The following is a 24,895-nucleotide window of genomic DNA, read 5'->3' as shown; positions in this document are numbered from 1 at the left end:
ATAATTTTTACCCAAATGAAATTTCTGTATTTACTTCTAGTTACTGCTACATTACTTTCATACCCTGTCAAGTTTGCCCGTCCCGCTGCTTCTCAACCAGCCCCACTGCGGTCAGAAATTCAGACGCCAGAGTGGCAGCCATTTTGCTCGGCGATGGGTCAGTTTGCGATCGATATGCCGGCCAATCCCAAAATTAATTCCGAAATTTTTTCAAACCAAATTATTGCTCATACATACCGCTCGAAATTAAAAAACAAAGAAACTTATTTGCTTCAATACTTTGACCTAGATTTTCGGCTGAGGAACAATAATATCAATAATATCAGAATAACTTTAAATAATGCCGTTGATTTTTTCGTCGTGGCAGCGAATGCTAAAGTCTTGCAAGTGCGGGATATTTCCCTAGGAGGCTATCCAGGAAAAGAGTTTGAGTTTCAGCCACTTTCCCCCACTGAACCTGTAGGTGTGGGCCAAGTTTTTTTGGTGGAAACGCGGGTTTACGGGCTGGTGGCCACAACCCCAGAACCAGAAAATGCTCAAAAATTTCTCGACTCTTTTCGTTTGTTTTGAAGCAGCCAGTTTTACAATGAGTAGTGTAGGAGATTTAACAGATTTAACGGAGAAATGTTGAGGGAATAAGTCACAGGTTCCAGGGAAGAGAGAAAAATTAGTTGGGAGTGGCGCTCGAATTCATTAATAAAACTTATGCTTGGCAACTGGGTGTTTAGGAAAATATTGGCTTGGGCAACAAAAAAGGTATCCATCAACCGGGTTTTTGAGTAATAATTTGGTCAAAACTCCCTTGAGCTAAATTTGACTTAAGACCTGATTGTATTTTTTGTACTCTATCTAACGACATAGATTAATTTTACACCCGTGGAGCGATGTAGATACTTGCTCAAATGTATATATTTGATATAAGGATTTTTAAAGCACAGAAAGCACAAACCAGAAAGCAAAAACCAAGATGCTGTCTTGCTCCATCTGGCTCCCATCTGGCTCAACCAAGTCAGCCTCATTAAAAAAAGCTTACCCGGAGGGTATAAACCTATTATGAACAAACTAACACCAATTCTCCTCAGCGGCCTCCTATTATTTGGAGCTGCTGCTTGCAGCGAAGGAGCTAAAACTAGCGCTGATTCTCCTAATTCTGCCACAGGAAATACCACTAGCCCGCCCCCAGCCGAGACAGTTCAAAAAACTCAGGGTGACGCCACTAGCCAGATTCGCCAAAATCAAGCAAATTCTGATATCAGGGCCAGAGAACAGCGCAACAATGTGACGGGTGGCGATGCAATAAGAGCCGATGGCGACCTCCAAAGTGAAGTGCGCTCCAAGTTAGAAGTAAACATCACTAAAGGTCAGCTAACTGTTGACGCAAAAGATGGGCTTGTCACCGTAGGTGGCACAGTTCCAAATCAAACTGATTTAGCTAAAATTGAGCCACTAGCTAAAGAGATTAAGGGTGTTAAACAGGTGAATGTTACGGCTGTTGTCGCCCCCGCTGCACCCGAATCGCCTAGCAGCAATCAATAAATTAGCAGGAAGAAGTCCGAGGGAAAGAAGGGAGAAGAATGTAGTTATCTAGGAGAGAAGTCTGAGGGAAGAGGATAAAGTTTGGCCTTGTAAGATTGCTTGCGGAGCGGATTGCAAGGCTTAGGTGACTCTCTAGGGAGAGCGGGGTTTTAAGTGAAAGAGTTTAAATTTAATTTTAAATTCACGCACTCAAAACTCGCGAAATACCTGCAACTTCCCCTTCCCAATTTCCGATTTCCCATCCAGGAGAATTAGTTGGAAACCAACCTGAAGATAGAGCGGGAAGTTATTCCCAGCGACCGATGAAAATTGTTGGGAAAAAATGACTAAATGTGATTGATGGCAGAGCATAAATTCTGTGGTTGTGTAAAAGTAGTATATTTCTCAGGAGAAAAAAAATGGCTTTAGGTCAACACAAGCGAGCTGTAGGAGCATTTTCTAATTACCGAGATACGGAACTAGCCCTGATGGAACTGCAAAGTACCGGGTTTCCGATGAATAAAGTTTCGGTAGTTGGGGAAAAGCTAGATAACAGTGAAATTGCGGGCGCTAGCGCTGGTAAGAGTACCGATGAGAAAGTCGGTGGTGGCGCCAAAGCAGGGGCGACCGCGGGAGTCGTGACGGGCGGTTTGATTGGTTTACTCGGAAGCATTGGAGCGCTAGCGATTCCGGGAGTTGGCCCGGTGATGGCGGGGGGTGCGATCGCCACTCTGCTAGCAGATACTGTGGTTGGAGGCGCGATTGGGGCGGCAGCCGGCGGTTTGGTAGGCGGTTTGGTCGGTTTGGGAGTTCCCGAAGATAAAGCTAAAGTTTATAGCGATCGCGTCTCGCGCGGTGAATATTTGGTATTCGTAGAAGGAACAGATGCCGAAATTGCCACAGCCGAAGGAATTATGAGCGTGCGGGGCATTCAGGATTGGGGCATTTACGATGTGCCTGCAGACACCGGCCGCAGAGCTGGGGGCCACCAGAAGCGCGCAGTGGGAGTATTTTCAACCCGCCGCGAGACGGAACAGGCGCTGGGAGAACTGAGAACTGCCGGTTTCGACATGAACCGGGTTTCGGTCATCGCTAAGGATGCTGACTCGAAAGGGGACATCGCAGGCATTGACGTACACGACAGCGCCGACAACAAGGCGGATGAAGGAGCGACTAAGGGCGCCCTCACAGGTGGCACTTTGGGCGGTTTGACAGGCTTGTTGGTAGGTCTGGGCCTAGTGGCAATTCCGGGCATCGGGCCGATTATGCTGGCAGGAGCTTCAGCTACGGCGATCGCCACTACACTTGCCGGTACGGCTTTGGGTGCGGCTGCGGGCAGCTTGATCGGAGCTTTAGTCGGCATGGGAATTCCCGAAGAGGAAGCTAAAGCATACAGCGATCGCGTGGCGAGAGGAGATTACTTGGTACTGGTTGACGGCAGCGAAGCAGAAGTCGCTCAAGCCGAAAGCATTCTGAGTCGCGGAGGTATTCAACATTGGAACACCTACGACTATCCCAGCGTCGATAGTGCTCGGGCTGATTACGGCGCTCCTGGCACTCCAGGGGTTGATACTACGCCTGGTATTTACGATCCCAATCAGGGCGTTACCGGCAACCGTCGCGTTTAATAATTCAGCCTTTGTTTGGGTATTGTTTCTACTTCCTGCAGGGTAGTCGCACTCGCGCACTCGGATTGTAGAAAGTGAGCGAACCACGACGGGCGAGCTAGCGGTTTTGCACTTCGTTGGTAAAATCATCTCAAAAGTCGGCTTTTTCTCTGAAAGCCGGCTTTTGTTTTGTTCTGGAAACTTAAAAAAGCCACCTGTCAAAAGTTTAATTTTGATTGGGGGCCCAGGCCGTGAGCTGGGCTTTGCGCCGGAGGATCGATCTGCTCCCTTAATTTTTATACCCTAAATCTGCAGTGTTTTTTTACTCTGTAACACTCACTACAGCTCGATTGCAAACCCCGCAGTATTATCAAATTTGATGACATAAATTACAGCAGATATTGCCCAGTTAGTCAAAGAGCGACTATCTTTAATTATGGGGTGGCTAATTTCACCAACTTATACAGGTGAAGTACCCAGTCCCGCGCGCCCAGAAATGCCTGCGGTGGTCGGCAAATATTAGAATAATAATATTGTCGGAGCCTTCGGGCAAGACTTAGGCTGGTCATTAGTTGGCTGTAGCAGCCGAATTGCCGTTGGCAAGACCTGCTACAGGAATACAGTTTTTCTGGGAATGCCTCAGCGAAACATTTGAGAAGCCCAGGAACAGCTTTTATGTCCGGGAGCGCGTCTGGTGTCCGGTGTTCTGTTAATTAGAACCGCAAGCGCTCATGGATCGAGTAAAGATTGACAGCAAGCACAGCAGCGCGGGAGCACAATGGCTCGCGGCGCCTTTTTTCGCGAAATCTCAGGCTCAGGGCAGCGTATTGTTTGCTTTGCCTGCGACTCGCTCATCACTCCGAGGGAAACAGCCTTCCTGTTGGATTTCACTGGCGCGCAGCACAGTGGGGGGAGGTGAAACTAGCTGAGCTGACCGGGCTCTGCTTTCATGGGCTATCGAAGATAGAAGGCACTTATGTAGAAGGCATTGGGGGTTGAAGCTCCGATATCTTGTTTCTTGATTGCACTCATAAATTCGATCGCCTGTACTGGCAAATTTTCGGGTCAGAATGCGGCGCGGATGCCGCCAGCAATACCCCAAATATTCGATCTATCTTTACAAGAGCGATCGACAACTTCTCGGTATTTTGGTAAATGGTTAGCAGTTAATAGTTAGTGATTAGCAGTTAGTATAAATACAACTAACAATTAACAACTAACATCAACCGCCAACTAAATACTAGCCAAATAATAGTTACAGGGCTTACACGTGGCGAGAAACTCGGTTTCTTCATGAAGGCAGCGCTGAAAACACCCAGATTTTTTGCGAGAAACCGGGTTTTTCGTGAGTTATAACTAGGTGAGCAGGGTGATGCTAGGAATTAACAAGTTTTGACAATTGTTAATGTGGCAGTATAGGTTGAAAGAACTTACTGCCCAACACGATAGTACAAATTTTCAGACAACAGAGAACATCGAGAAATTAAGGAAACTCACTCATTTTTTTTATGAATTTCACTGAGCTTTTAAGTGCCGATGAACTTTTAATTAGACATAGAAACGGGGAACGAGATTTTCGAGGGGCCAACCTCATTGAAGCTCCTTTGAGTGAAGCTAATCTCAGTCGAACAAATTTGAGTAGCGCTAATTTGAAAGGCGCCAACTTAATTAGAAGCAAACTGATTGGAGCTAATTTAAACGGTGCCGACTTGAGCGGGGCTAATTTGTCTAAGGCGAAATTAATTGAAGCTAACCTCGGAAGTTCTAGTTTAACTGGAACTGTGGCGATCGCAGCAGATTTTAGCGGGGCCAATCTCAGCGGAGCAATACTGTCTCAGGCTGACTTGAGCAAAGCAGTTATGACTGGAGCGAGTTTAGTAGGAGCTTGTTTGCTAAGCGGCTCGAAACTAACTGAGGCTAATTTGAGCGGGGCGACGCTGAGCCGAGCAATTATGAGCGGTGTTGATTTAAGCAGAGCAAATCTGACTAGAGCAATTCTCAGCGAGGTAGATCTGAACGGGGCGAACCTGAGCGGAGCAACTCTAATTCGAGCTTATCTCAATCGCGGAAATCTCAGCGGTGTCAATTTGGTTGGGGCTTCTTTGAGCGAAGCAAGTCTGCGGGAGGCTTCTATTTGCGCTGCTAATTTGAGCGGTGCTGACTTGAGCGGTGCTGACTTGCAATCGGCAAATCTAAATGGCTCTAATTTGAGCGGTGCCGACTTGCAGGGAGCTAATTTGAGTAAAGCTAATTTGAATGGTTTGATTCTGCACAATGCTGATTTGAGGGCTGCGAATTTGAACAAAGCTTCTTTGCGAGGAGCTAATTTGAGCGGGGCGAATTTGTCAGGTGCTAGCTTGCTGGAAGCGGATTTGCGGGGGGCGAATTTAAGTCACGCCAATTTGTCGGGAGCAGGTTTGCTGCTGAGTTCTCTGACAGGGGCGAATTTGACAGGAACTAATTTGTCGGAGGCTAATTTGATTGGGGCGAGCTTGAATGTTGCGAATTTGAATGAAGCGGCTTTGAGCGGGGCAATTTTGCCGAATGGAGCTACTCACAGCCGGGATTGATCAGTTGATTAACCATAATTAAGTAGGTCAATCTCAGCAAAACCGAACACCGAGAAACCCGATTTTTGTATGGGCGGTGCCCAGAGTGCCGGCCCTTCCGGGTTTCTAGCCTCTCCATCGCCCGGAGCTGATTAAGGCGGTTGAGCTTTAACCCCATTCTACGGAAAGCCGATTTTGGCAGGAAATGCAGGAAACATCGATCGCCCCGCTCAAACTCCAATCGAACTCAACCTGCACTCGGTCAGGGCCAAAGCGCCCCAAAAAACCCGGTATCCTCGCGCTCATCGCTATTTGGGAAATATTTTGGGAATTTACTTGAAAATTTATGGACACCGTGCTAACATTAAAAGGTTTGAGACTTAAAATCAATAGAGGTAAAACCCCGCAGAATGAAACAATTGGGAACCCATCTGGTCGCTGATGCTTGGCAGTCTCCTGGAGACCTGCTCAACGATCCTGAACGTATCCGCCGCGCTATTCTCGATGCGATCGAAGCCGGAGGAGCTACTCTCATCGATTTGTGCGTACACCAGTTTAGTCCTCACGGAGTGACAGCTACTGCTACTTTGGCAGAGTCTCATATAGCAATCCATACTTGGCCTGAACACGGTTATTTTGCTGCAGACTTATTTTTCTGCGGGGCCGGCGACCCTCACCGAGCCATGAAGGTGCTACAGACAGCTTTGGAAGCTAAACAGGTAAAACTCACTGAGTTCACGCGCGGTTTCGAGCCCGGGGTGGGCATCCTAGAATCTGCTTGTGAAGAGCAGTATGCGCCTCGTACAGTAGAAACGAGTGCCGCCAGAGTATAAGGGCCTATTAGCGTAACTTTCAACCTTTTATGCTAGGTTCTGCTTAAAATCCCACGCTTCGAGTCGTGGGATTCTTGTTGGAATTTACTTTTTCATTAATAAAGGGCGGACAACTAAATAACCTGCGCCGAAAGCTGCAATCACAATCAGAAAAATCGCGATCGCCAACCACAATCCACTTAAATCTGAGGTTTTTTTGATTTGAGATCGCACACGGTAAGGAGTTTCCGGCACCTCTGTAAATAATTTTTCGGGAAGTGGCTGCGGCATCGAGGTGGCTGTTGGCTCCGGTTCCGGTAGTGGGAAGGGGAAAGCCACTGTCTGAGGTGGTTGAGGTATGGCAGAGTTAGTCTGCGAGGTTACAGGTGGTGGGGGCGGAGGTTCAATGCTGAAATTGAATTTGACTGACGGCATTTGAGGCATCCCTGTCTGGGTGATGCTCTGAGCCGAGTTGACTACTTGCTGTAACTGTTGGGATACTTGAACTACTGTTTCTACTTCTCGGCGCAGTTGTTGGTTTTGTTGGACTAATTGCTGATTGTGGGTTTTGAGGGAGTCCACCATCGCTTGGGCTGCTTGCAGCTCTGCCGTGACTTCTCGATAGAGGGAAATTGGTACTGATGGAGAGTAACTATTTGAGTTTTCAGGGGAAGTATTGTCAGATAAGGTAGTATTTTGCATAATTGTAGATGGCGAGGGTGAACTTGTTTTAGTTTAGCCTGAGAGTATTTGCAATTAGATCGATCGCAACACAATTCGTCAAGATATTTGTTACAGATATTGAACGTAAATTTAATTTAATGTTACAAGTTTTTAGTCAATCGCTATGAACAACTACGCACCGGAACAAACTATGTCGCAAAAGTCAAGCACCGAGGAAATGAAATACGGCGAACGCCAGATTTTGGAAGGGGAGTTAATTACTTTCCCGAATCCGCGAGTCGGGCGGCGCTACTCGATTAACATTACGTTGCCGGAGTTTACTTGCAAGTGTCCGTTTTCTGGCTATCCCGATTTTGCGACAATTCACGTTACTTACGTGCCAGACGAGCGGGTGGTAGAGTTAAAGGCGCTGAAACTGTACGTCAACAGTTATCGCGATCGCTACATTTCTCACGAAGAATCGATCAATCAAATTTTAGACGATTTTGTGGCGGCTTGCGCGCCGTTGGAAGCGACGATTAAGGGCGATTTTTCGCCACGGGGGAACGTCCACACCGTGATTGAGGTGTCGCATCAGAAGTAGGTGCAGTCCCTGTGAGTGTCCGCCCGCTTGAACTGCTTTAGCGGGTAGGTATCTCATCGGAGAGAGATTCTAATGACATAAATTGTTTGACATTTAATATTTCAATCAACACCAGTTCTCCGCTGTTAGAATAGTGGAGAATCATGTTCCCTTCATCTTCGGCATAGGCGATCGGGCAATCGGAAATTTCGATCAGCATCGCATCTACATCAGGGCTATATCTAATCTTTTTCATATCTTGACATCTTACCAGGATAAGCAGTAATTACTAAAATTTTATCATCAGATTCTTGGTAAACTACTCTTAGGACAAGTCCATTCAATCTCTGTTGACAAATAAACTTTCCTTCACCGCTTGCTTCTAACCTACATTCCGCACTTCTTAACATAGTCAGAAGTTCTTTTACGGAAAACCGTTATTCCAGGGCTTTAATCTGCAATTATTTCTCAATAACAATTATTTTACGGGAAATAGATAATGATTCTTTATAAAAAGCAATATAGTTTAATAATGCTGTAAGCCTTGCTGAGAAAAGCTTACAGCCATTTTTTAATCTAAATCTTCAGAATAATATTAAGAAGTGCGGAATGTGGGTTCTAACTTAAGCTGTCACGCATTTAAATTGCATATTCAGGGCGGGCGAGACGCCCAACCCCTACTCCCCACAAAACTTTGATTATTTTTTGACATTCAATTTAAATGCACAACAACTTACTAGGGGTTCTGATAGTTTCAGAAATCAAATCTGTTGATATTCTAACCCCGCGACTTTCTAGAATCTCTATTTTTAGTAATGCGTGTTGACTGAACTCAATCCTTTTTATCACATTTATTTCCTGTTTAATTATCCATTTTTAACCGGGTGTAAGGTGCGCCACGCGCACCCTACGGTTAGTTTGGATTCGCTAGAGAAGTCGGCGCTATTTCGCTCTTTTCTTCCTCTTGTTTCGATTCGGCCAACTTGTCCAAAATCTCCACAACTTCTCTCTCAAAACTCACCTGAGCGCGATTCGTGCGCCCGCCGACGTATAGTTTGCCGTCCTTTTCCAAAGCCCAAATCTGCGAGTGAGACAGATAGCTCATCAGCACACTAAGCATCAGCAACCCGAAGCCAGTATAAACGATCGGAATGCCCGGATCGGCTTTGATTTGCAATCCCGTACTGCCTACAACTTCGTCAATTGTCAGCATCACTCCGTTAACTTCTACCGCCGTGCCTGCGCGAACAGTAGTTAACAATTTGCCATCCGTACCGTACACTAACATCGTTCCTTGCAAGTCTTTTGCTAGCAGAGAAACTCCCGCACTCAAATCTGGTTTTGTCGGAATCCAAGCACCCCAAATTCTGCCTTTACCTTGGGTGTCTAGCTGAGCCATTGGCAATTGTAAAACCGGGCTTTTGTTGAGGCGAACTCGCACGGCGGCTATTCCCCAATCTGCTTGATAAAATGTGACTCCCCGGTATCTGAGGGGCTCGTTAACGTGAATGGTTTTACGATCGACCTCTTGGCCTGTTTTGTCCAAAACTGACAGATCAGAGTAAAATTGGTCGATCGCACCGCTCGGACTATAATCAATCCAGAACCGATTAACTCGCATCGACCAATCCTTCGGTATTTGCGGCCCCGCCCAAGGCCCTGCATCCATGATATTCTGCACCTGAAATGTTTCGCCACTGGGAACCATTTCTTGACCTAGAAATCCCGTCATTGCGCCCCACATCGACCCAGCTAAAATAATTAGCATACTGGCGTGAACAATAATCGGGCCGATTTTGCCAATTATTCCCTTGCGGGCATAAACTTTTTCGCCTTCTCGAAATATGCGGTAGTTTTTTTGCTGCAAAAGTGGTTCTAACGAACTTAAAGCAACTGTTTCTAATTCCGCACTGAGAGCTAATTTTTCAAACTGCTTCGGTTCTTCATAAAATTTCCAGCGGCGGGCGGCTTTTAATGCGGGAAATTGTCGGGTAAATGTACAAGCTGTTAAGCTGCTGCCGAACAAAATTAGGATTGACAAAAACCACCAAGTGCGGTATACGTGGTCTAGTCCTGCAATTAGCACAACTTTCCAAGTTAGGAAGCCGAACAAAGCGGGGTGTTCTGGATAGTTGGATTGGTAAAAGGGTACTGATTGGCCTTGTTCGATGACGGTGCCGGAAATGCTGAAAAATGCGATCGTCAGCAGCAAGATAATTGCCAGCCGCAAATCTGCTAGCACCGGCAAGAGTTCTCGCTTGAAAAACCTTTGAGGGGCATTCGCCCAGTTTGAGAGTTTTGATAGAAATACTTCTTTTGATGTCATTGGTTATTGGTTATTGGTTATTTGTTATTTGTGAGTAACACATAATAATATCAAATCCTGCTTACATCTTCCCCTTCTTTATTAGTCTGCGGAGGCAGACTTTGTTTGTGTAGTAGCGGTTTAAACGGCCGATTGATGCCGCCGAATCACGCCGATTTTAGTTACGCGGGAAGGATGCGGGAAAGCAGGGAGAAAACGCCAAATCCTACTAGCAAAACGCCGCTAACAGGCGTAATCCAACTCGACCACCGACGTAATTCTAACAACTTTTTAATGCTAGCAGTGAACGTACCTGCTATAATCAGCGGAGCGACGTAGCCAGCAGCGTAAAACAGCAGCAACACACCACCTAAAACTGTATCCCCCGTTTTGGAAACCCAAGCTAAGAGTGTAGCTAAAACCGGAGTGCTGCAGGGAGACGCTACTAAACCAAAAGTTAAGCCCAATAAGTACGATCGCACGCCCGCCGGCAAATCTTTCGGCACCCACCCCACAGCGTCGAAAGACGGCATTTGTAAGGGTAAAGCTTCGAGTAAATTCAGTCCCATTAGAATAGCAATAATGCTGACAAGAATTGGCAAACCCAGGCCAATTTTGCCGTAAACTTGTCCGGCAAATGATGCTACAATACCTAAACCCGCAAGGGTGGTGGCTAATCCCAGGGAAAACCACGCAGACTGGGCGGCGGCTTGCAGGCGACTTTTTGCTTCGTATCCACCGATGTAGCCGATCGTGATCGGCAACATTGAAAGCATACAGGGCGTTAAGCTCGTTAGCAACCCGGCCAGAAAGATGACTCCGACGCTGACTAAACTGAGGTTTGTCAGTTGAGTATTTACTAAATTATTAGCAAATTGTGCGAGTTCGTAAAGTTGAGTTTGCAGGGTTTCCATCTGTCGATTTTAGATTTTAGATTTTAGATTTTAGATTGACTCCACAGCCTATCGATTTTAGATTTTAGATTTTAGATTTTAGATTTACTTCACAGCCTATCGATTTTAGATTTTAGATTTTAGATTGACTCTACAGATGAATCTGAGAGTTTAAACTAAATATCTAATATTTTTGCTCTTCACGACTCCTGTCGGGGGCTTGTATCCCTAGGCAGGTGACTTCAGGTTCGGGGCTGTTCTGGCTTTGTTGAAAATTGTAACAGATGCCCGCCGGTTCGGTTTGAGATTTAAGATTTTAGCGATATTTACTGGTTGGGAGTTAAAAGGTCGATCGCACCCTGGTTTAAATTAATATCTTGACAGCATCCTCAACAAGCTGTTGACAATGGGCGCAGCTTGGGAGTTAAAAGGTCGATCGCACCCTGGTTTAAATTAATATCTTGACAGCATCCTCAACAAGCTGTTGGCAACGGGCGCAGCTACACCAGATAATTCTTTGACTGCGAAATCAGCCCGAAAGCCTGTTGTTGAAATTATTCAAGCAGACTTTAATTTTACTCTACTGTAAATTAAAGCCACTTTCTTCATTAATAGACCCGTCCGGCATGATTGCCCCTGCCAGCACCGCACCTCTGAGATTTGCTCCCGTTAAAATAGCGCCTTCTAAATTAGCATTGCTCAAATTTGTTACTTGTTTGGAACCTCGGAAAAAGAAGCTGTGCAAGTCAGCACCTGTTAAATTAGTGTCGGCTAAATTAGCATATTGCAAGTCAGCACCGTGCAGCGTCGCATCCGTTAAATTAGCTTGGGTAAGATTGCTTCCCCAAAGTCGAGAATCTAAGACATTAGCATCTTGTAAATTGGCGCGACTCAGATTTGCCAAAGTCAGATTAGCATCCCACAATTTGGTGCAGTTGAAGTTAGCTTCGGTCAAATTGGCTCGACTGAGATTCGTGCCTAAAATATCAGCATTTGCTAAATTAGCGCCGGTGAGATCTGCGTCCGAAAGATCCGCATTTTTTAAGTTAGCACCGGACAAATTAGCGCCGCTCAAATTAGCGCCGCTCAAATTGGCTTCTTGGAGATTAGCCCCCCGCAAATCGACTGCGCTCAAATCGCACTGTTTCCACAAAAAACTGACGCACCAATTATCCTTTAATAGGTGACTCACATCCTCCCCATTCGCGGCCATCACAGGAGGAGTTAGGTAGAGAGTGAACAGGACGATCGCCAACACAGCAGCGAAGAAAGTTTTCAACCTCATAACTCTTTTCATTGACACTAATTTGTGCCATAAATTATTGATGTCTAATCAAAGCATAGCAAATAATCGGCAACTTTCCTCAGCAAGATTACTCAAAAATATTAGTGTAGTGAAAGGTTAATCATGGTTGGCGCAGGTACAAACTTAACTCAGCCAGTCTTAGACACACTTTGAGCGAGAAACCCGGTTGCTTCACAGATGTCTTGCTGCCAAACTAATATTTTTTCTAAAAATCCGGTATAAGATGACCGCAAGTTCGATCGGGATTTGCCAGTGCAATATCGCTACAAAGTAATACTTGCAGCAGGCAGTTGCGATCGCTTCCCCAGGGGCATATCTGCAAACAATCCTGGTATAAACTGCTCAATATGGGAATCAAGAAACCGATCCTATAGCCTACAAACCTTATATTTAAAGGGTTGTAGACGCATTTTTTCTGAAGTGCGATCGGCATCACTAACTAAGCCCAACTTTCATCACACAACTCAAGCCCCAGCATCACCCAATCGCATCAAACTTATCACGTTCCTGAGAGTATGGATATCACTGCCAATAGCTCAAGTATGGAGAAAAATAATAGCATACAGTTGAAAAACACTTCTCCCATGCCTACTATTCCCCTTCTCCCAACCCAATTAGTTGTTACAACTATTTTCAATTCGATCGAATCTTTGGGATTCACTAATATTGCCGGCGTATTTTCGGGGGAGCAAGCTGAATCCCGACAAGAGGCAAATTTAAAAGTTAGTACCAAAAAGTTTTACACTCAGGGTTTAAAAAATCTCGAACAACTAGACTTGCACGGTGCGATTAAAAATTTTACTACCACAATTAAAATTAATCCGCAATTCGCGTCAGCTTACAACGATCGAGGTGTGGCCCGCTACAAATTAGGCGACAAACAGTCGGCCGTTGCAGATTTAACTACCGCCATCGAACTCAATCCTTACCGAGCTAAGTATTACAGCAATCGGGGGTTTATGCTGACTCGTTTAAAAGATTATACTGCTGCGATCGCAGATTACAACTCGGCACTGCTGCTCAACCCCAATTTCACCCAAGCTTATTTTAACCGAGGTGCTATCCACCTGCAAATGCAAAATTCCCTGGCAGCACTAGCTGATTTTGAGTCAGCAATTCGCCTCGATCGCGATTTTGCTAAAGCTTACTTCAACCGAGGAGTGACTAGATATAAATTGAGAGAGGTTCAGGGAGCATTTGAGGATTTTCAGAAAGCAGCAGGGCTTTTTAAGCTGCAGGGGAGAATGGATTATTATCAAGAGGCAGTTTCTCAAATTACAAAGCTATGGTCTTAGTGGAATTTGGCAATTGGGAATTGGGAATTGGGAATTGGGAATTGATAATCAGGTAAGGTGCACCGAAGAGCACCCTACACCTATAATTATTGCGTCAGTCTTGTTGCTAGCCAATTCTCAAGGCGGCGTCTCCGGGCGGCAAGTTATCGACAAGGAAAGCACCAGGAGAGTTAATTGCAAAGGCGGCGTTTTGAACTGCTGCGGGAGCGACATTTTGAACGACAGCCAAAGTAACTCCTCCAAATTGAATGAGTGTGTCGCTGCCAGATTGGGTGAAGGAGGTGTTTGATAAACCGCTGGTTAAGCCAATACGATCGCCATCTCCGGGCCTAAAATCAACAATTATATCGCTCGCCGTATCTAAAGCCAGATTTTCGCCTGTGATCAGAACAAACGTATCAGTACCGCCACCGCCGGTGAGAGTATCGCTGCCAATATCGCCAAGTAAAATATCGTTACCATCGCCGCCGATTAAAACATCGTTTCCTCGGCCACCTCGCAAAAAGTCGTTACCAGCATCGCCATTGACAGTATCGTCGCCGAGATTTCCGTTGATAATATCGTTGCCAACACCGCCACTAATCGAGTCGTTGCCTTTGCCACCTCGCAAAAAGTCGTTACCCACTTCGCCAGTGATGGTATCGTTGCCTTGGCTGCCGTTAATTGCATCATCCGTCGGTGAACCGAGGATGCGATCGTTGGCGCTACCTCCTACTACACCGCTGGGATTTTGCTGAGAGTCTTGGGAAGTGACTTGATAGTTGTTGGGGGTGTTTGACAGTCTGAGCGATCGCAAAGATAGATTTACGAAATTGGTACTATTAATTAAATCGTTGAGGACATTAACATCGCTAATGATGCTAGAAACCCGACTGGGGACGATTCCTTGAACGACTTTTGCGGTAGAAATGCGATCGCCCTGCTGCACCGCATTCACCGTTTCAAAGCCTTGAATAACGTTGCCAAAAACAGCATAATTACCATCCAAAAATGGCAAATCATCCAAAGCAAAATAAAACTGCGAAGAAGCCGAATCCAAAGCATTAGAACGAGCCATTGCCACAGCCCCGCGATTATGCTGCAACTGCGGCGTCTGGGCTACAACTTGGTTGTAAACAGGTTGCGCGGCCCCTTGCGGCTTGATTTCCAAAGGAATAAAACGCGCCTGATTGGTATCCGGGTCAATAAAACTACCCGTTCCCAATTGACTGGCTGGGATTGAAGTATCTCTGCTGCGCGGATCGCCTCCTTGCACCACAAAAGGATCTGGCTGGCGCACAACTCGGTGAAACATCACCCCGTCGTAAATGCCTCGTTCAACTAAGTCAACAAAATTTCCCGCAGTAATCGGGGCATTAGTGCCGTCTACTTCGATCGTAACGGGTTGACCGTTAATTACCTGGACTACTATAGCTTTGCCTGTTAACGGGAGTGCAGCGCTCATGGGTAAATTGCTATTTGAGTGAGTGATCTGTGGGTTTTAGAGGCAATCCGCGAATTGCCCCTACCCATTTAATCAGAAAACTGTAAACTTGTCTTAAGTACAGTTCTACTTCTAAATTTATGATGTCCCGTCGCAAGTTTTTTAGCACTTTATTGGCAATTTGTCTAGTTGTTCTAAGTTTCAATTTTGCCACACCTGCATTTGCCCTCGGTGGCAAGCTTCCGACGGTAAATCAACCAGCGCCAGATTTTAGTTTGCCGACAAACAGCGGCGACGGACAAGTGTCCCTGTCCGATTATCGCGGTAAGTGGCTGGTAGTCTATTTTTATCCGAAAGACTTTACTTCAGGATGTACCATCGAAGCGCGGAGATTTCAGGAAGACTTGCCGAAATACTTGGCAAAGAATACTCAAATTATCGGTATTAGTGCTGATGATGTCGATTCCCATGCGGAATTTTGCGATTCGGAAGGTTTGAAGTTTCCGCTGTTAGCTGATACCGACGGCAAAGTGAGTAAAGCTTACGGTTCTTGGATGAGTTTTATCTCGGCACGACACAGTTTTATTATTGATCCTGAAGGTATTTTGCGCGAAACTTTTGTGAAGATTAATCCGGCGATTCACTCTAAAGAAGTGTTGGCTCGTTTGACCCAATTGCAGGCTAACGGGTAATACCATTTTAGATTTTAGATTTTAGATTTTAGATTTGAATAATTGGGAATGACTGCAAACGTTATCAGGTTGATTTGACCTGACATCTTGCACCATTCTCAATAATCCTTTTTTGGGTGGGATCTCCTGCCCACCCTACGAGAAAATCTACTCTTTGTGGAACGGGCATCTTGCCCGTTCTTGACCGAAAGCATCCAGGACACAAGCCCCCGGATTCATTCCTTCGCAGACTCAGGACCCAGAAATAAAAAACCTGTATCCGATGAAACTTGCCCCCCGAATTTATCCGTGGGGTCAATGCTTCAATTCTTTAATCTAAAATCTAAAATCTAAAATCTAAAATCTAAAATCTAAAATCTAAAATCGATTGACAATGGTGCGACATCTCAGTTTTACGGGAAATGATGGCTGGTAACGTGACAAGCAATATCAGAGTAAATCTAAAATCTAAAATCGCTTGTCATGCCATATTCAATGAGAATTAAACTTGCTATCGACTGCAACAGGATCGGAAAAAGATTCAGGCGCTGAATCTTTTCTATTTCTGCTAGCCATGCGACGTTCCGGGTCAATTCCCTCGAAGGTTGGCGGCAACCAAACTCGGACTACCAACAACACTCCCAAAACCAGCAAAAATGCGCCTGTTGATAATATTTGAACCCAGGGAGTTTCCAGCACTCCCCGCACGATGACTTCTCGCAAAACAGATACTATACACACTTCCACAGCTACGCCGATCGAAACTCTTTGTTCTTGCAAGTAAATAATTAGCAGCCGAAATAATTCCACCAAAACTAATAGAAATAGAATGTCTGCCGTCACTTGCTGAAAATTCAAAGGAGGCAGCAGCGAGAAAAACATTTCTCGCAGTTCTAGTACCATGAAACAAAATAAACCAATACATAGAGAAATGACAATTAAGTCTTGGACTGTTTCCAGAGCGGTGACGATTAATTGTAAATTCAACCATTGAGGAGGGTGATTGGACGAGTTGTTTAAACGCTTTTCCATTGACATATCCTGCAACTTGTTTGACTTTCTTACAGCTTAATTGAACTTAGGTTAATTTCTGACAATTTACAGGTTTAATCTCTTTATCAGTCTCATAAAATTTCGATCGGTTGACAATTTCACACACACTTTTATTTGCCTCCAGGGTGGCTTGACATTTAGTGAGAGTTTATGCTATCTGATGCCTGCAACAAGTAGCTTTGATATCTAAAAAATAGAAGTCTGAATGCTAAAATGCTGCAACTGCTATAAAATATGAAAATTGTAAAGAATTATTTACCACAGCTTGATAAACTCAAGCTAGTGACTCTCGGCTTTAATCATACAAAAGCCACCAAGTCAACCAAAAAACCCAAAGTAATCCAGAGAGGATTGAACACCATGGCATTTGAACTCGCACCATTACCCTTCGCCGCTGACGCCCTAGAACCAGCTCATATGTCGGCCAACACGTTTTCGTTCCACCACGACAAGCACCACGCTGCTTACGTGACCAATCTGAATAAACTGATTGAAGGAACGGAAATGGCGAGCAAATCCCTTGAAGAAATTGTCAAGGAATCTGCTAAAGACCCATCCAAAGCAGGCATTTTTAACAATGCAGGTCAAGTTTGGAACCACAACTTTTTCTGGAATTCGCTCAAACCGGGCGGCGGCGGAACTCCTACAGGAGCTTTAGCTGACAAAATTAACGCCGACTTCGGCAGCTTCGACAAATTCAAAGAAGAATTCAAGACTGCTGCGACAACTCAGTTCGGTAGCGGCTGGGCTTGGCTGGTTGTGGACAACGGCACTTTGAAAGTCACCAAAACTGCTAACGCTGACACCCCGGTTGCACACGGCCAAACTCCGTTGCTGACTTTGGATGTGTGGGAACACGCTTATTATTTGGATTTCCAAAACCGCCGTCCCGACTACATTACTAATTTCTTGGATAATTTGGCTAACTGGGATTTCGCAGCAGCAAATTTGGCTGCGGCTTAGTAGCATCTGAGTTTGAGGACTAAAGTCCTCACTACAAACCGATAAAGTTTGTAGTGAGGACTTTAGTTGTGAGGAATGAGAATTATTTAACCAAACTTGCTATAGCGCGTCGCGTGAGAACCCCGGTCTTTCCCGCAGGGTATGAAACGCAGTTGTAGCCTGATAGCTACCAGTGTTCTATATTTTTTGTCTGTTATTGGATATATTTTCTAAGGATTTTAGTTGAGGTATTGACTCCGTTAAATAGTCGTGTACAATCAACATATTACAAAAAAAGGATGCCAATGTTTGGGTGTCAACAAATCCTACTCAAGCCTAACAAAGAACTCAAAGCGGTTCTAGAATACATTGGCCAAGAATCAAACAAGCTGCATAATTGTGCGGTCTACTACGCTCGCCAAATATATTTTAAAGCTCGCATCTGTGTCCGTCCATTTGATGTAATCAACGCATTAAAGCGCAATCCTCATTACGGGGCTTTATGCGCTCAAGCTGCTCAGCAGACTTGTGGTGCCGTTGGTGAATCGGTAAAATCTTTCAAAGGATTAATAGAATTGTTTTGGGAGGGTAAACTCGAAGTTAAGCCGAAATTCCCGAACTACCGTACTCCTGGTGGATTTCATCTAATCGCTTATCCGAAGCAAGCGCTTGGGAAAAAGTTGGTTGACGGTCAAATTTCAATCCCTCTCGGTCAAAAGGTAACAACTTGGTTTGGACTGAAGAATTTTCAAGTCCCCATGCCTACCAACTTAGACTATGCCGATATCCGAGAAGTTAGAATTCTCCCCAGAAATGGCTGTTTTTACGCCGAGTTTGTTTACAAAATATCCAGCGTTCAAACCGTGACAGACAGTCAAAAAGCTTTAGGTATCGATCACGGTATTGGTAATTGGCTTACTTGCGTCAGCAACTCAGGAACAAGCTTTATCATTGACGGTAAGCATTTGAAGTCGGTCAATCAGTGGTATAACAAGCGGGTAGCAGCTTTGATGGAGGGCAAGCATAATGGTTTTTGGTCACATCAATTGGCGCGATTGACTGAAAAGCGAAACCGTCAAATGCGCGATGCTGTGAATAAAGCAGCTCGTTTAGTTGTCAGTCACTGTATCAAAAACGGAATCGGCGTTATCGTTTTTGGATGGAACAAGGGGCAGAAAGATTCTGCCAATATGGGCAAAAAAACAAATCAACAGTTTGTTCAAATCCCTACGGCACGACTGAAAAACCGTATTGCTCAACTGTGCGAACAATACGGCATTAAGTTTGTTGAAACTGAAGAAAGTTACACATCTAAAGCATCATTTGTAGACCGTGATTTTCTACCTAAAATCGGTGAAAAACCCGATGGTTGGAAGGAGACAGGTAGACGAGTAAAGCGCGGTTTGTACCGGACGAGTGCGAAAAGCTGGTACATCAATGCTGACTGCAATGGGGCGGCTAATATATTGAGAAAAGTAGAGACGATGTTAGGGCTTGACCTTGACGGAGTTTGTAGGGGTGAATTGACAGCGCCTTCAAGAATTACCTTTTGGTAGTTTCTTTAGAATCCCTGCTGCTTTAGCACAGGGAGTGTCAATAGCAGACAAAAACAGCTTTCAACATTCCTTCGCTTCGGTCTGGTTGGAGTTCAAATCCTAGTTTTTTACAGAGGCTCTGCATCTGGTAGTTGCTATTGAGAATGTAGCCGACGATCGCCTGTAATTTCTCTTCCTGACCAATTTGCAGCAGCCGCCTCAATAATTCTGTTCCCAAACCGCGCTGCTGATAGCTATCGCTAACGATGAGGGCAAATTCGGCTTCGTTTGTGCCGTGGAGTTTGCTCAGACGCGCTACTCCCAAAATCCGGTGTTCTGAGGTTTCCGGGTCTTGACGATCGGCTACTAACAGCATTTCCCGATCGTAGTCAATAAAACAAATCCGGGTCAAACGTTCGTGAGCGATGCGGTGCTTTAACTTTACCATGTGAGCGTAGCGCAAATACACGCTCTCTTCCGAAAGTTCTTCGTGGAACAGCACCATCAGCGGCTCATCTTCTGGGCGAATCGGACGGATGGTGATGGGACGATCGCCATTAGTTGACCATGTTTGAACGTATTGCGTAGGATAGGGGCGAATCGCGGGTGAAATGGCGTTTTCTGTTGTTTGCAGAACAACGCGGGCATCAAGAGCGATCGCACCTTCAGGAGAAACCAACAGCGGATTAATATCAATCTCGGCAATTTGAGGTTGCTCTACAATCAGTTGACTGAAACGAACTAATAACTGTTCGAGTTGTACCAGGTCAATTGCCGATCGACCGCGCACTCCTTGCAAAGCTTTATAGATGCGCGTTTGCTCCATCATCCGCCGCGCTAGGGTGGTATTTAAAGGCGGAAGTGCCAGCGATCGATCCTGAAAGACTTCCACTAATTGTCCGCCGGAACCAAACAGCATCACTGGCCCAAATTGTGGGTCGATACTGCTACCCAAAATTAGTTCATAGCCTTCCAAATTCACCATCGGCTGCACGGTTACGCCGAGAAACGCTGCAGGATCAATCGCCCGTACCCGCTGGGCGATCGCCTCAAAGGCACTAATTACAGCGTTAGCATCGCCTAAATTTAGTTTTACGCCCCCCACATCGGTTTTGTGAGTAATCGTCTCAGAATGGAGTTTTAGCACCACTGGATAACCGAGGCGATCGGCAATTTCTACAGCTTCGCGATCGCTGGTGGCGATGGATGTGGCGATGGTGGGAATCCCATAAGCTGCGAGCAACTGCTTTGATTCGTATTCTGTTAACAAAGTGCGATCGCTTTTGCGTGCAGAAGTCAAAATATTTGCGGCCGCCGATCGATCTGGACTCCAGAGATCGGAATCAGCCGAGAGAGAAGGCGTTTCGTAGATAGCGCGCAGGTTGTAGGTGTACCGCCACATATAGTTGAATAACCTGACGGCGGTATCGGGATAGGGGAAAGTCGGAATATTTGCCTGATTGAGAATTTGCGTTCCCGCTGACACTTCCACACCGCCCATCCAGCTTGCTAATAAAGGCTTTCCGAGTTTGCTGTAAGACTTGAGTTTTTCTGCGGTTTGGGTGGGATTTGTCATCGCTTGTGGCGTCAGGATGACCAGCAATCCGTCACTATTGGGATCTGGAGCGACAACTTCTAGAGTTTTGGCGTAACGATCGCTACTAGCATCGCCCAAAATATCGATCGGGTTGTGATGACTCCACTGAGGCGGCAAAAACTCATCAAGCTGCTGCACCGTCTCCGGTGCCAAATCTGCCAGCGCACCGCCGTCGCTAATTAAGGCATCAGTGGCGATCGCCCCTGGGCCTCCTGCATTGGTGACGATCGATAGGCGGTTGCCCTGCGGTCGCGGTTGCTTGGCCAGAATTTCTGCCATGTCGAACAAATCGGAAATCGTATGTACCCGCAACGCGCCACAGCGGCGGAAAGCAGCGTTAAGCACGTCATCGCTGCCGGTCAAAGCTCCCGTATGGGAAGCGGCGGCTTGGGCGGCGGCGGCGGTACGTCCTACCTTGAGAATGATGATCGGTTTGTCGATCGCCACTGGGCGGGCGGCGGACAGGAACGAACGAGCATCACCCATAGATTCCATGTACAAAACGATACTGTGAGTATGGGGATCGTCTCCGAAATACTCGATTAGATCGCCCCAACCGACATCGAGCATAGAGCCGATCGACACAAAAGCGCTAAAACCGACATTTTCCCCCAAACTCCAGTCGAGAATCGAAGTACAGAGGGCGCCGCTTTGACTGATGAAGGCGACATTACCCGGACGGGCGATCGTACCTGCAAAAGTAGCATTGAGCCCAAGCACAGGATTCATCACGCCGAGGCAATTTGGGCCGATAATCCGCATTCCGCCCCGACGCGCCTCGGCCATAACTTGCTGTTCTAAAGCCTCCCCAGCAGCACCAATCTCTTTAAACCCAGCAGAAACAATAATTGCTCCTTTCACCCCAGCAGCAATACATTCGCGGATCACTTGTGGCACCCCAGCAGCAGGGGTAGCAATCACCGCCAGATCCACTACTTCCGGGACGCTAGCAATGTCAGGATAAGACTTGAGCCCCAAGACACTGCGGCGCTGCGGATTCACCGGAAAAACTGTTCCGCCAAACGGATTCCGAATCAAGTTCCACAGCAGAGTACGTCCGACGCTTCCTTCTCTCTCTGTTGCGCCGATTACAGCCACGGAGCGAGGCGCAAAAATCCGATCGAGCGGATGACGCTGTTCTTTCCAAATATCGTGAGCCGGATCGCTCGCAGTGCTTTGATTTCTTGAATTTATCTGCATAATACCCTACTTCAATTAATCAGCAATTAATATTGCTCTGCTTTCGATAACTACCGCATCCAATCCGAACTCTTTTTCTACTTGTTTTCGGCTTTTTATTCAGCTTCTTCGGGTGTTCGCGGTTTCTGAAAAAAAAATCTCATTGCGCGTTTCCGACCCACCCGCCCTTAAACAACATTTCGGTTGTCAAAGTGTTAGTTCGGGAACCAATTTGGTCAGAGCTTCCTTAACAATTCAAGAGGATGTTCTGCCTACTATCTATCTTAATTCTTTCCACGGAATTAACAAGTCAATTTTTGTAACAAATAGCGAACCTGGTAGTTAAAATATTGAAATTAAATATATATTAGATGTAGTGGTCGAAGAAAAAAAGATCGATCGCTAACAAAAAATTGAGGTGAAAGCAAGCTATGTTTGCAGAATGGCACGGCTTTACTGAAGGCAACTGGACAAAGGAAGTCAACGTCAGAGACTTCATTCAAAAAAATTACACCCCCTACGAAGGGAATGCAGAATTTCTCACAGCACCAACCGAAAAAACCCAGCAGCTTTGGCATCAAGTCCTGGAACTAATGAAGCAAGAGCGCGAAAAAGGTGTATTGGATGTTGATACAAAAGTTCCCACATCGATCACGGCTCATGCAGCAGGATACATCGATCGCGACTTAGAACAAATAGTAGGTTTGCAAACCGATCGACCTTTGAAACGCGCGATTATGCCCTTTGGCGGGATTCGCGTGGTCAAGGCTGGTTTAGAAGCTTACGGCTATCAGCTCGATCGGCAAACTGAAGAAATATTTACGAAATATCGCAAAACTCATAACGATGGTGTATTCGATGTTTACACCTCCGAAATGCGTCAGGTAAGACGTTCTGGTATCATCACAGGTTTGCCCGATGCCTACGGACGCGGGCGCATCATCGGTGACTATCGGCGCGTTGCTTTGTACGGTGTCGATCGCCTAATTGATGATAAAAAAACACAGCAAGAATCACTCGAACTAGAGGCGATGGACGAGGGAACAATTCGTTTGCGCGAAGAGTTATCCGAGCAAATTCGAGCATTGTTTGAGTTAAAAGAAATGGCTGCTAGCTACGGCTTTGATATTGGCCGTCCGGCGGCAAATGCACGAGAAGCTGTCCAGTGGCTGTATTTTGGCTACTTGGGAGCAGTGAAAGAACAAAATGGGGCAGCGATGTCTCTCGGCCGCGTATCGACGTTTTTAGACATTTATTTCGAGCGCGATTTGCAAAGTGGCGCGAGTTCGGAACAAGAATTGCAAGAACTGATCGACCATTTTGTCATGAAACTCCGCATGGTGCGGTTTTTGCGAACTCCCGACTACAACCAACTGTTCTCTGGCGATCCAACTTGGGTAACAGAGGCGATCGGCGGTATCAGCGATGACGGTAGAACATTGGTAACTCGTAACAGTTTCCGATTCTTACACACTCTCTCAAACCTCGGTACTGCACCAGAACCAAATCTCACCGTGTTGTGGTCGGAAAACTTGCCGGACAACTTCAAACAATTCTGTGCGAAGGTATCCAGCGATACGAGTTCGATTCAGTACGAAAACGACGATTTAATGCGTCCTCAATACGGCGATGATTATGCGATCGCCTGTTGTGTCTCCGCCATGCGAATTGGCAAGCAAATGCAGTTTTTTGGCGCGCGAGTTAACTTGGCTAAGACTTTGCTCTATGCGATTAACGGCGGTAAAGATGAGAAGTCCGGCGACCAAATCGCGCCGCAGTTCCCACCGATTACTACCGAATATCTCGATTATGACGAGGTAAGAGCGCGGTTTCAGGACATGATGGCGTGGTTGGCAAAAACGTATATCAATACGCTGAATGTCATTCACTATATGCACGACAAATACTGCTACGAACGGCTGGAAATGGCATTGCACGATCGCGATGTTTACCGGACAATGGCCTGCGGAATTGCCGGATTGTCTGTGGTGGCGGACTCCCTGTCGGCGATTAAACACGCTAAAGTTAAAGTGCTTCGCAATGAGCAAGGTTTGGCAGTGGATTACTCGATCGAAGGAGAATATCCCAAATACGGCAATAATGACGATCGCGTAGACAGTGTGGCGATCGAACTTGTGCAAAGCTTCATGAACGAAATTCGCCAGCACAAAACCTACCGTGGCGCTGTAGCGACTCAATCGGTACTCACGATTACCTCTAACGTAGTTTACGGCAAAAAAACTGGTAGCACTCCCGACGGACGTAAAGCCGGCGAACCCTTTGCTCCCGGTGCTAACCCGATGCACGGCCGAGATTCCTGTGGAGCGATCGCATCCTTATCTTCTGTAGCAAAACTGCCTTACAGTGATTGTCAAGATGGCATATCGAATACTTTTTCGATTCTACCGCAGGCCTTGGGCAGAATGGAGAGCGATCGGACTAATAACCTAGTTGGTCTGTTAGACGGTTACTTCCACGATGGCGGCCATCACATCAATGTTAACGCGCTCGATCGGCAAACATTACTAGATGCGATGGAACATCCAGAAAACTATCCCCAGCTAACAATTCGCGTCTCCGGTTATGCGGTTAATTTCATCAAACTTACCCGCGAACAGCAATTAGATGTGATTAAACGGACTTTCCACGAACGGGTGTAAATTCCATTGGAATCGGCGGTTGAAACCGCTCCTTGTCAAACGAAGTCCGAGCTGAGGGGGACTCAAGAAGCGCCTACATAAGTCTTTTTTCGTCTAGTTTCGCTGTTGAACCATGAGGTCAGATCCCCCCTAACCGCCCTTAAGAAGTGGATGGGGAGGGCGGGCACGGGGGCACCGCCCCTACAAAATCATCGTTTTCCGTAGGGGCAATCCCCCCGTGGTTGCCCCGAAACAGCCCTGCTTATCAAGGGGGATTTAGGGGAATCGAGCCTCAGCAACCAAACGAAAAATCCGCAAGTTTCCAGGC

The 24,895-nt window shown here is 46.1% G+C and carries 21 protein-coding genes; 12 read left to right on the top strand and 9 right to left on the bottom strand.

Annotated elements, in window-relative coordinates; all coding sequences use genetic code 11:
- Positions 1-15: 15 nt before the first annotated feature.
- The 5 genes from QUA43_RS04720 to QUA43_RS04700 all read left to right on the top strand — a co-directional run bounded on the left by QUA43_RS04720 (position 16) and on the right by QUA43_RS04700 (position 5,692).
- Positions 16-570: a hypothetical protein gene (locus QUA43_RS04720; RefSeq protein ID WP_333371478.1), complete on the top strand. Its 555-nt coding sequence runs from the start codon at positions 16-18 to the stop codon at positions 568-570.
- A gap of 483 nt (positions 571-1,053) precedes the next feature.
- The gene (locus tag QUA43_RS04715) at positions 1,054-1,536 is read left to right on the top strand and encodes a BON domain-containing protein (protein ID WP_333371476.1); all 483 of its coding nucleotides are present in this window, start codon (positions 1,054-1,056) and stop codon (positions 1,534-1,536) included.
- 398 nt (positions 1,537-1,934) lie between these two features.
- Positions 1,935-3,143 carry a histidine kinase gene (locus tag QUA43_RS04710; RefSeq protein WP_333371474.1) on the top strand — a complete coding sequence of 403 codons (1,209 nt, stop codon included), beginning with the start codon at positions 1,935-1,937 and terminating at the stop codon, positions 3,141-3,143.
- A gap of 997 nt (positions 3,144-4,140) precedes the next feature.
- On the top strand, positions 4,141-4,299 hold the full coding sequence (locus tag QUA43_RS04705) for a hypothetical protein (protein WP_333371472.1): 159 nt from the start codon (positions 4,141-4,143) through the stop codon (positions 4,297-4,299).
- 331 nt (positions 4,300-4,630) lie between these two features.
- On the top strand, positions 4,631-5,692 hold the full coding sequence (locus QUA43_RS04700; RefSeq protein ID WP_333371471.1) for a pentapeptide repeat-containing protein: 1,062 nt from the start codon (positions 4,631-4,633) through the stop codon (positions 5,690-5,692).
- Between the two features lie 147 nt (positions 5,693-5,839).
- On the opposite strand, the gene QUA43_RS04695 is transcribed toward QUA43_RS04700, so the two are convergent.
- Complete coding sequence (locus tag QUA43_RS04695; RefSeq protein ID WP_333371469.1) at positions 5,840-5,977, bottom strand: hypothetical protein; 138 nt, start codon at positions 5,975-5,977, stop codon at positions 5,840-5,842.
- Between the two features lie 104 nt (positions 5,978-6,081).
- Between QUA43_RS04695 and speD the strand changes: the two genes are divergently transcribed.
- On the top strand, positions 6,082-6,504 hold the full coding sequence (speD, locus tag QUA43_RS04690) for an adenosylmethionine decarboxylase (RefSeq protein WP_333154953.1): 423 nt from the start codon (positions 6,082-6,084) through the stop codon (positions 6,502-6,504).
- Positions 6,505-6,588: 84 nt separating this feature from the next.
- Here speD and QUA43_RS04685 read toward each other — a convergent pair whose 3' ends face one another.
- Positions 6,589-7,185, bottom strand: a complete 597-nt coding sequence (locus QUA43_RS04685) for a hypothetical protein (protein WP_333371467.1) — start codon at positions 7,183-7,185, stop codon at positions 6,589-6,591.
- A 145-nt stretch (positions 7,186-7,330) separates the two neighbouring features.
- On the opposite strand from QUA43_RS04685, the gene queF reads away from it, so the two are divergent.
- Positions 7,331-7,750 carry a preQ(1) synthase gene (gene queF, locus QUA43_RS04680; RefSeq protein WP_006633986.1) on the top strand — a complete coding sequence of 140 codons (420 nt, stop codon included), beginning with the start codon at positions 7,331-7,333 and terminating at the stop codon, positions 7,748-7,750.
- A 37-nt stretch (positions 7,751-7,787) separates the two neighbouring features.
- Here the strand turns inward: queF and QUA43_RS04675 are convergent, their stop codons facing one another.
- The 4 genes from QUA43_RS04675 to QUA43_RS04660 all read right to left on the bottom strand — a co-directional run bounded on the left by QUA43_RS04675 (position 7,788) and on the right by QUA43_RS04660 (position 12,224).
- Positions 7,788-7,985, bottom strand: coding sequence for a DUF2283 domain-containing protein (locus tag QUA43_RS04675; protein ID WP_333371466.1), 198 nt, complete (start codon positions 7,983-7,985; stop codon positions 7,788-7,790).
- Between the two features lie 657 nt (positions 7,986-8,642).
- Positions 8,643-10,055, bottom strand: a complete 1,413-nt coding sequence (locus tag QUA43_RS04670) for a cytochrome c biogenesis protein (protein WP_333371464.1) — start codon at positions 10,053-10,055, stop codon at positions 8,643-8,645.
- Between the two features lie 161 nt (positions 10,056-10,216).
- On the bottom strand, positions 10,217-10,948 hold the full coding sequence (locus QUA43_RS04665; protein WP_333233091.1) for a cytochrome c biogenesis protein CcdA: 732 nt from the start codon (positions 10,946-10,948) through the stop codon (positions 10,217-10,219).
- Positions 10,949-11,507: 559 nt separating this feature from the next.
- The gene (locus QUA43_RS04660) at positions 11,508-12,224 is read right to left on the bottom strand and encodes a pentapeptide repeat-containing protein (protein ID WP_333371462.1); all 717 of its coding nucleotides are present in this window, start codon (positions 12,222-12,224) and stop codon (positions 11,508-11,510) included.
- Positions 12,225-12,817: 593 nt separating this feature from the next.
- Here QUA43_RS04660 and QUA43_RS04655 point away from each other — a divergent pair.
- A complete protein-coding gene (locus tag QUA43_RS04655; RefSeq protein ID WP_333371460.1) occupies positions 12,818-13,528 on the top strand; it encodes a tetratricopeptide repeat protein in 711 nt (236 codons plus the stop codon).
- Between the two features lie 106 nt (positions 13,529-13,634).
- Here QUA43_RS04655 and QUA43_RS04650 read toward each other — a convergent pair whose 3' ends face one another.
- The gene (locus QUA43_RS04650; protein ID WP_333371458.1) at positions 13,635-14,972 is read right to left on the bottom strand and encodes a peptidylprolyl isomerase; all 1,338 of its coding nucleotides are present in this window, start codon (positions 14,970-14,972) and stop codon (positions 13,635-13,637) included.
- 119 nt (positions 14,973-15,091) lie between these two features.
- Between QUA43_RS04650 and QUA43_RS04645 the strand changes: the two genes are divergently transcribed.
- Positions 15,092-15,643 (top strand): peroxiredoxin, encoded by a 552-nt coding sequence (locus QUA43_RS04645; RefSeq protein WP_333371456.1) that lies wholly within the window; start codon positions 15,092-15,094, stop codon positions 15,641-15,643.
- 471 nt (positions 15,644-16,114) lie between these two features.
- Here the strand turns inward: QUA43_RS04645 and QUA43_RS04640 are convergent, their stop codons facing one another.
- Positions 16,115-16,654 (bottom strand): phosphate-starvation-inducible PsiE family protein, encoded by a 540-nt coding sequence (locus QUA43_RS04640; protein ID WP_333371454.1) that lies wholly within the window; start codon positions 16,652-16,654, stop codon positions 16,115-16,117.
- A 381-nt stretch (positions 16,655-17,035) separates the two neighbouring features.
- On the opposite strand from QUA43_RS04640, the gene QUA43_RS04635 reads away from it, so the two are divergent.
- Positions 17,036-17,638, top strand: a complete 603-nt coding sequence (locus QUA43_RS04635) for a superoxide dismutase (RefSeq protein WP_333063623.1) — start codon at positions 17,036-17,038, stop codon at positions 17,636-17,638.
- Between the two features lie 284 nt (positions 17,639-17,922).
- Positions 17,923-19,173, top strand: a complete 1,251-nt coding sequence (locus tag QUA43_RS04630; RefSeq protein WP_333371452.1) for a transposase — start codon at positions 17,923-17,925, stop codon at positions 19,171-19,173.
- Positions 19,174-19,210: 37 nt separating this feature from the next.
- Here the strand turns inward: QUA43_RS04630 and QUA43_RS04625 are convergent, their stop codons facing one another.
- Positions 19,211-21,949: a bifunctional acetate--CoA ligase family protein/GNAT family N-acetyltransferase gene (locus QUA43_RS04625; RefSeq protein ID WP_333371450.1), complete on the bottom strand. Its 2,739-nt coding sequence runs from the start codon at positions 21,947-21,949 to the stop codon at positions 19,211-19,213.
- A 410-nt stretch (positions 21,950-22,359) separates the two neighbouring features.
- On the opposite strand from QUA43_RS04625, the gene pflB reads away from it, so the two are divergent.
- Complete coding sequence (gene pflB / locus QUA43_RS04620; protein ID WP_333371448.1) at positions 22,360-24,588, top strand: formate C-acetyltransferase; 2,229 nt, start codon at positions 22,360-22,362, stop codon at positions 24,586-24,588.
- Positions 24,589-24,895: the final 307 nt, after the last annotated feature.

Origin of the sequence: Microcoleus sp. N9_B4 (assembly GCF_036701635.1) — a bacterium.
Classification (GTDB): domain Bacteria; phylum Cyanobacteriota; class Cyanobacteriia; order Cyanobacteriales; family Microcoleaceae; genus Microcoleus.
The sequence above is the reverse complement of the archived record's forward strand: the minus strand, read 5'-3'. Positions and strand labels throughout refer to the sequence as shown.

Excerpts from the sequence above, each read along its gene's own strand:
- QUA43_RS04720 (WP_333371478.1), top strand. The coding sequence starts at position 16 with ATGAAATTTCTGTATTTACTTCTAGTTACTGCTACATTACTTTCATAC.
- QUA43_RS04715 (WP_333371476.1), top strand. The coding sequence starts at position 1,054 with ATGAACAAACTAACACCAATTCTCCTCAGCGGCCTCCTATTATTTGGA.
- QUA43_RS04710 (WP_333371474.1), top strand. The coding sequence starts at position 1,935 with ATGGCTTTAGGTCAACACAAGCGAGCTGTAGGAGCATTTTCTAATTAC.
- QUA43_RS04700 (WP_333371471.1), top strand. The coding sequence starts at position 4,631 with ATGAATTTCACTGAGCTTTTAAGTGCCGATGAACTTTTAATTAGACAT.
- QUA43_RS04695 (WP_333371469.1), bottom strand. The coding sequence starts at position 5,977 with ATGAGCGCGAGGATACCGGGTTTTTTGGGGCGCTTTGGCCCTGACCGA.
- speD (WP_333154953.1), top strand. The coding sequence starts at position 6,082 with ATGAAACAATTGGGAACCCATCTGGTCGCTGATGCTTGGCAGTCTCCT.
- QUA43_RS04685 (WP_333371467.1), bottom strand. The coding sequence starts at position 7,185 with ATGCAAAATACTACCTTATCTGACAATACTTCCCCTGAAAACTCAAAT.
- queF (WP_006633986.1), top strand. The coding sequence starts at position 7,331 with ATGAACAACTACGCACCGGAACAAACTATGTCGCAAAAGTCAAGCACC.
- QUA43_RS04675 (WP_333371466.1), bottom strand. The coding sequence starts at position 7,985 with ATGAAAAAGATTAGATATAGCCCTGATGTAGATGCGATGCTGATCGAA.
- QUA43_RS04670 (WP_333371464.1), bottom strand. The coding sequence starts at position 10,055 with ATGACATCAAAAGAAGTATTTCTATCAAAACTCTCAAACTGGGCGAAT.
- QUA43_RS04665 (WP_333233091.1), bottom strand. The coding sequence starts at position 10,948 with ATGGAAACCCTGCAAACTCAACTTTACGAACTCGCACAATTTGCTAAT.
- QUA43_RS04660 (WP_333371462.1), bottom strand. The coding sequence starts at position 12,224 with ATGAAAAGAGTTATGAGGTTGAAAACTTTCTTCGCTGCTGTGTTGGCG.
- QUA43_RS04655 (WP_333371460.1), top strand. The coding sequence starts at position 12,818 with ATGCCTACTATTCCCCTTCTCCCAACCCAATTAGTTGTTACAACTATT.
- QUA43_RS04650 (WP_333371458.1), bottom strand. The coding sequence starts at position 14,972 with ATGAGCGCTGCACTCCCGTTAACAGGCAAAGCTATAGTAGTCCAGGTA.
- QUA43_RS04645 (WP_333371456.1), top strand. The coding sequence starts at position 15,092 with ATGATGTCCCGTCGCAAGTTTTTTAGCACTTTATTGGCAATTTGTCTA.
- QUA43_RS04640 (WP_333371454.1), bottom strand. The coding sequence starts at position 16,654 with ATGGAAAAGCGTTTAAACAACTCGTCCAATCACCCTCCTCAATGGTTG.
- QUA43_RS04635 (WP_333063623.1), top strand. The coding sequence starts at position 17,036 with ATGGCATTTGAACTCGCACCATTACCCTTCGCCGCTGACGCCCTAGAA.
- QUA43_RS04630 (WP_333371452.1), top strand. The coding sequence starts at position 17,923 with ATGTTTGGGTGTCAACAAATCCTACTCAAGCCTAACAAAGAACTCAAA.
- QUA43_RS04625 (WP_333371450.1), bottom strand. The coding sequence starts at position 21,949 with ATGCAGATAAATTCAAGAAATCAAAGCACTGCGAGCGATCCGGCTCAC.
- pflB (WP_333371448.1), top strand. The coding sequence starts at position 22,360 with ATGTTTGCAGAATGGCACGGCTTTACTGAAGGCAACTGGACAAAGGAA.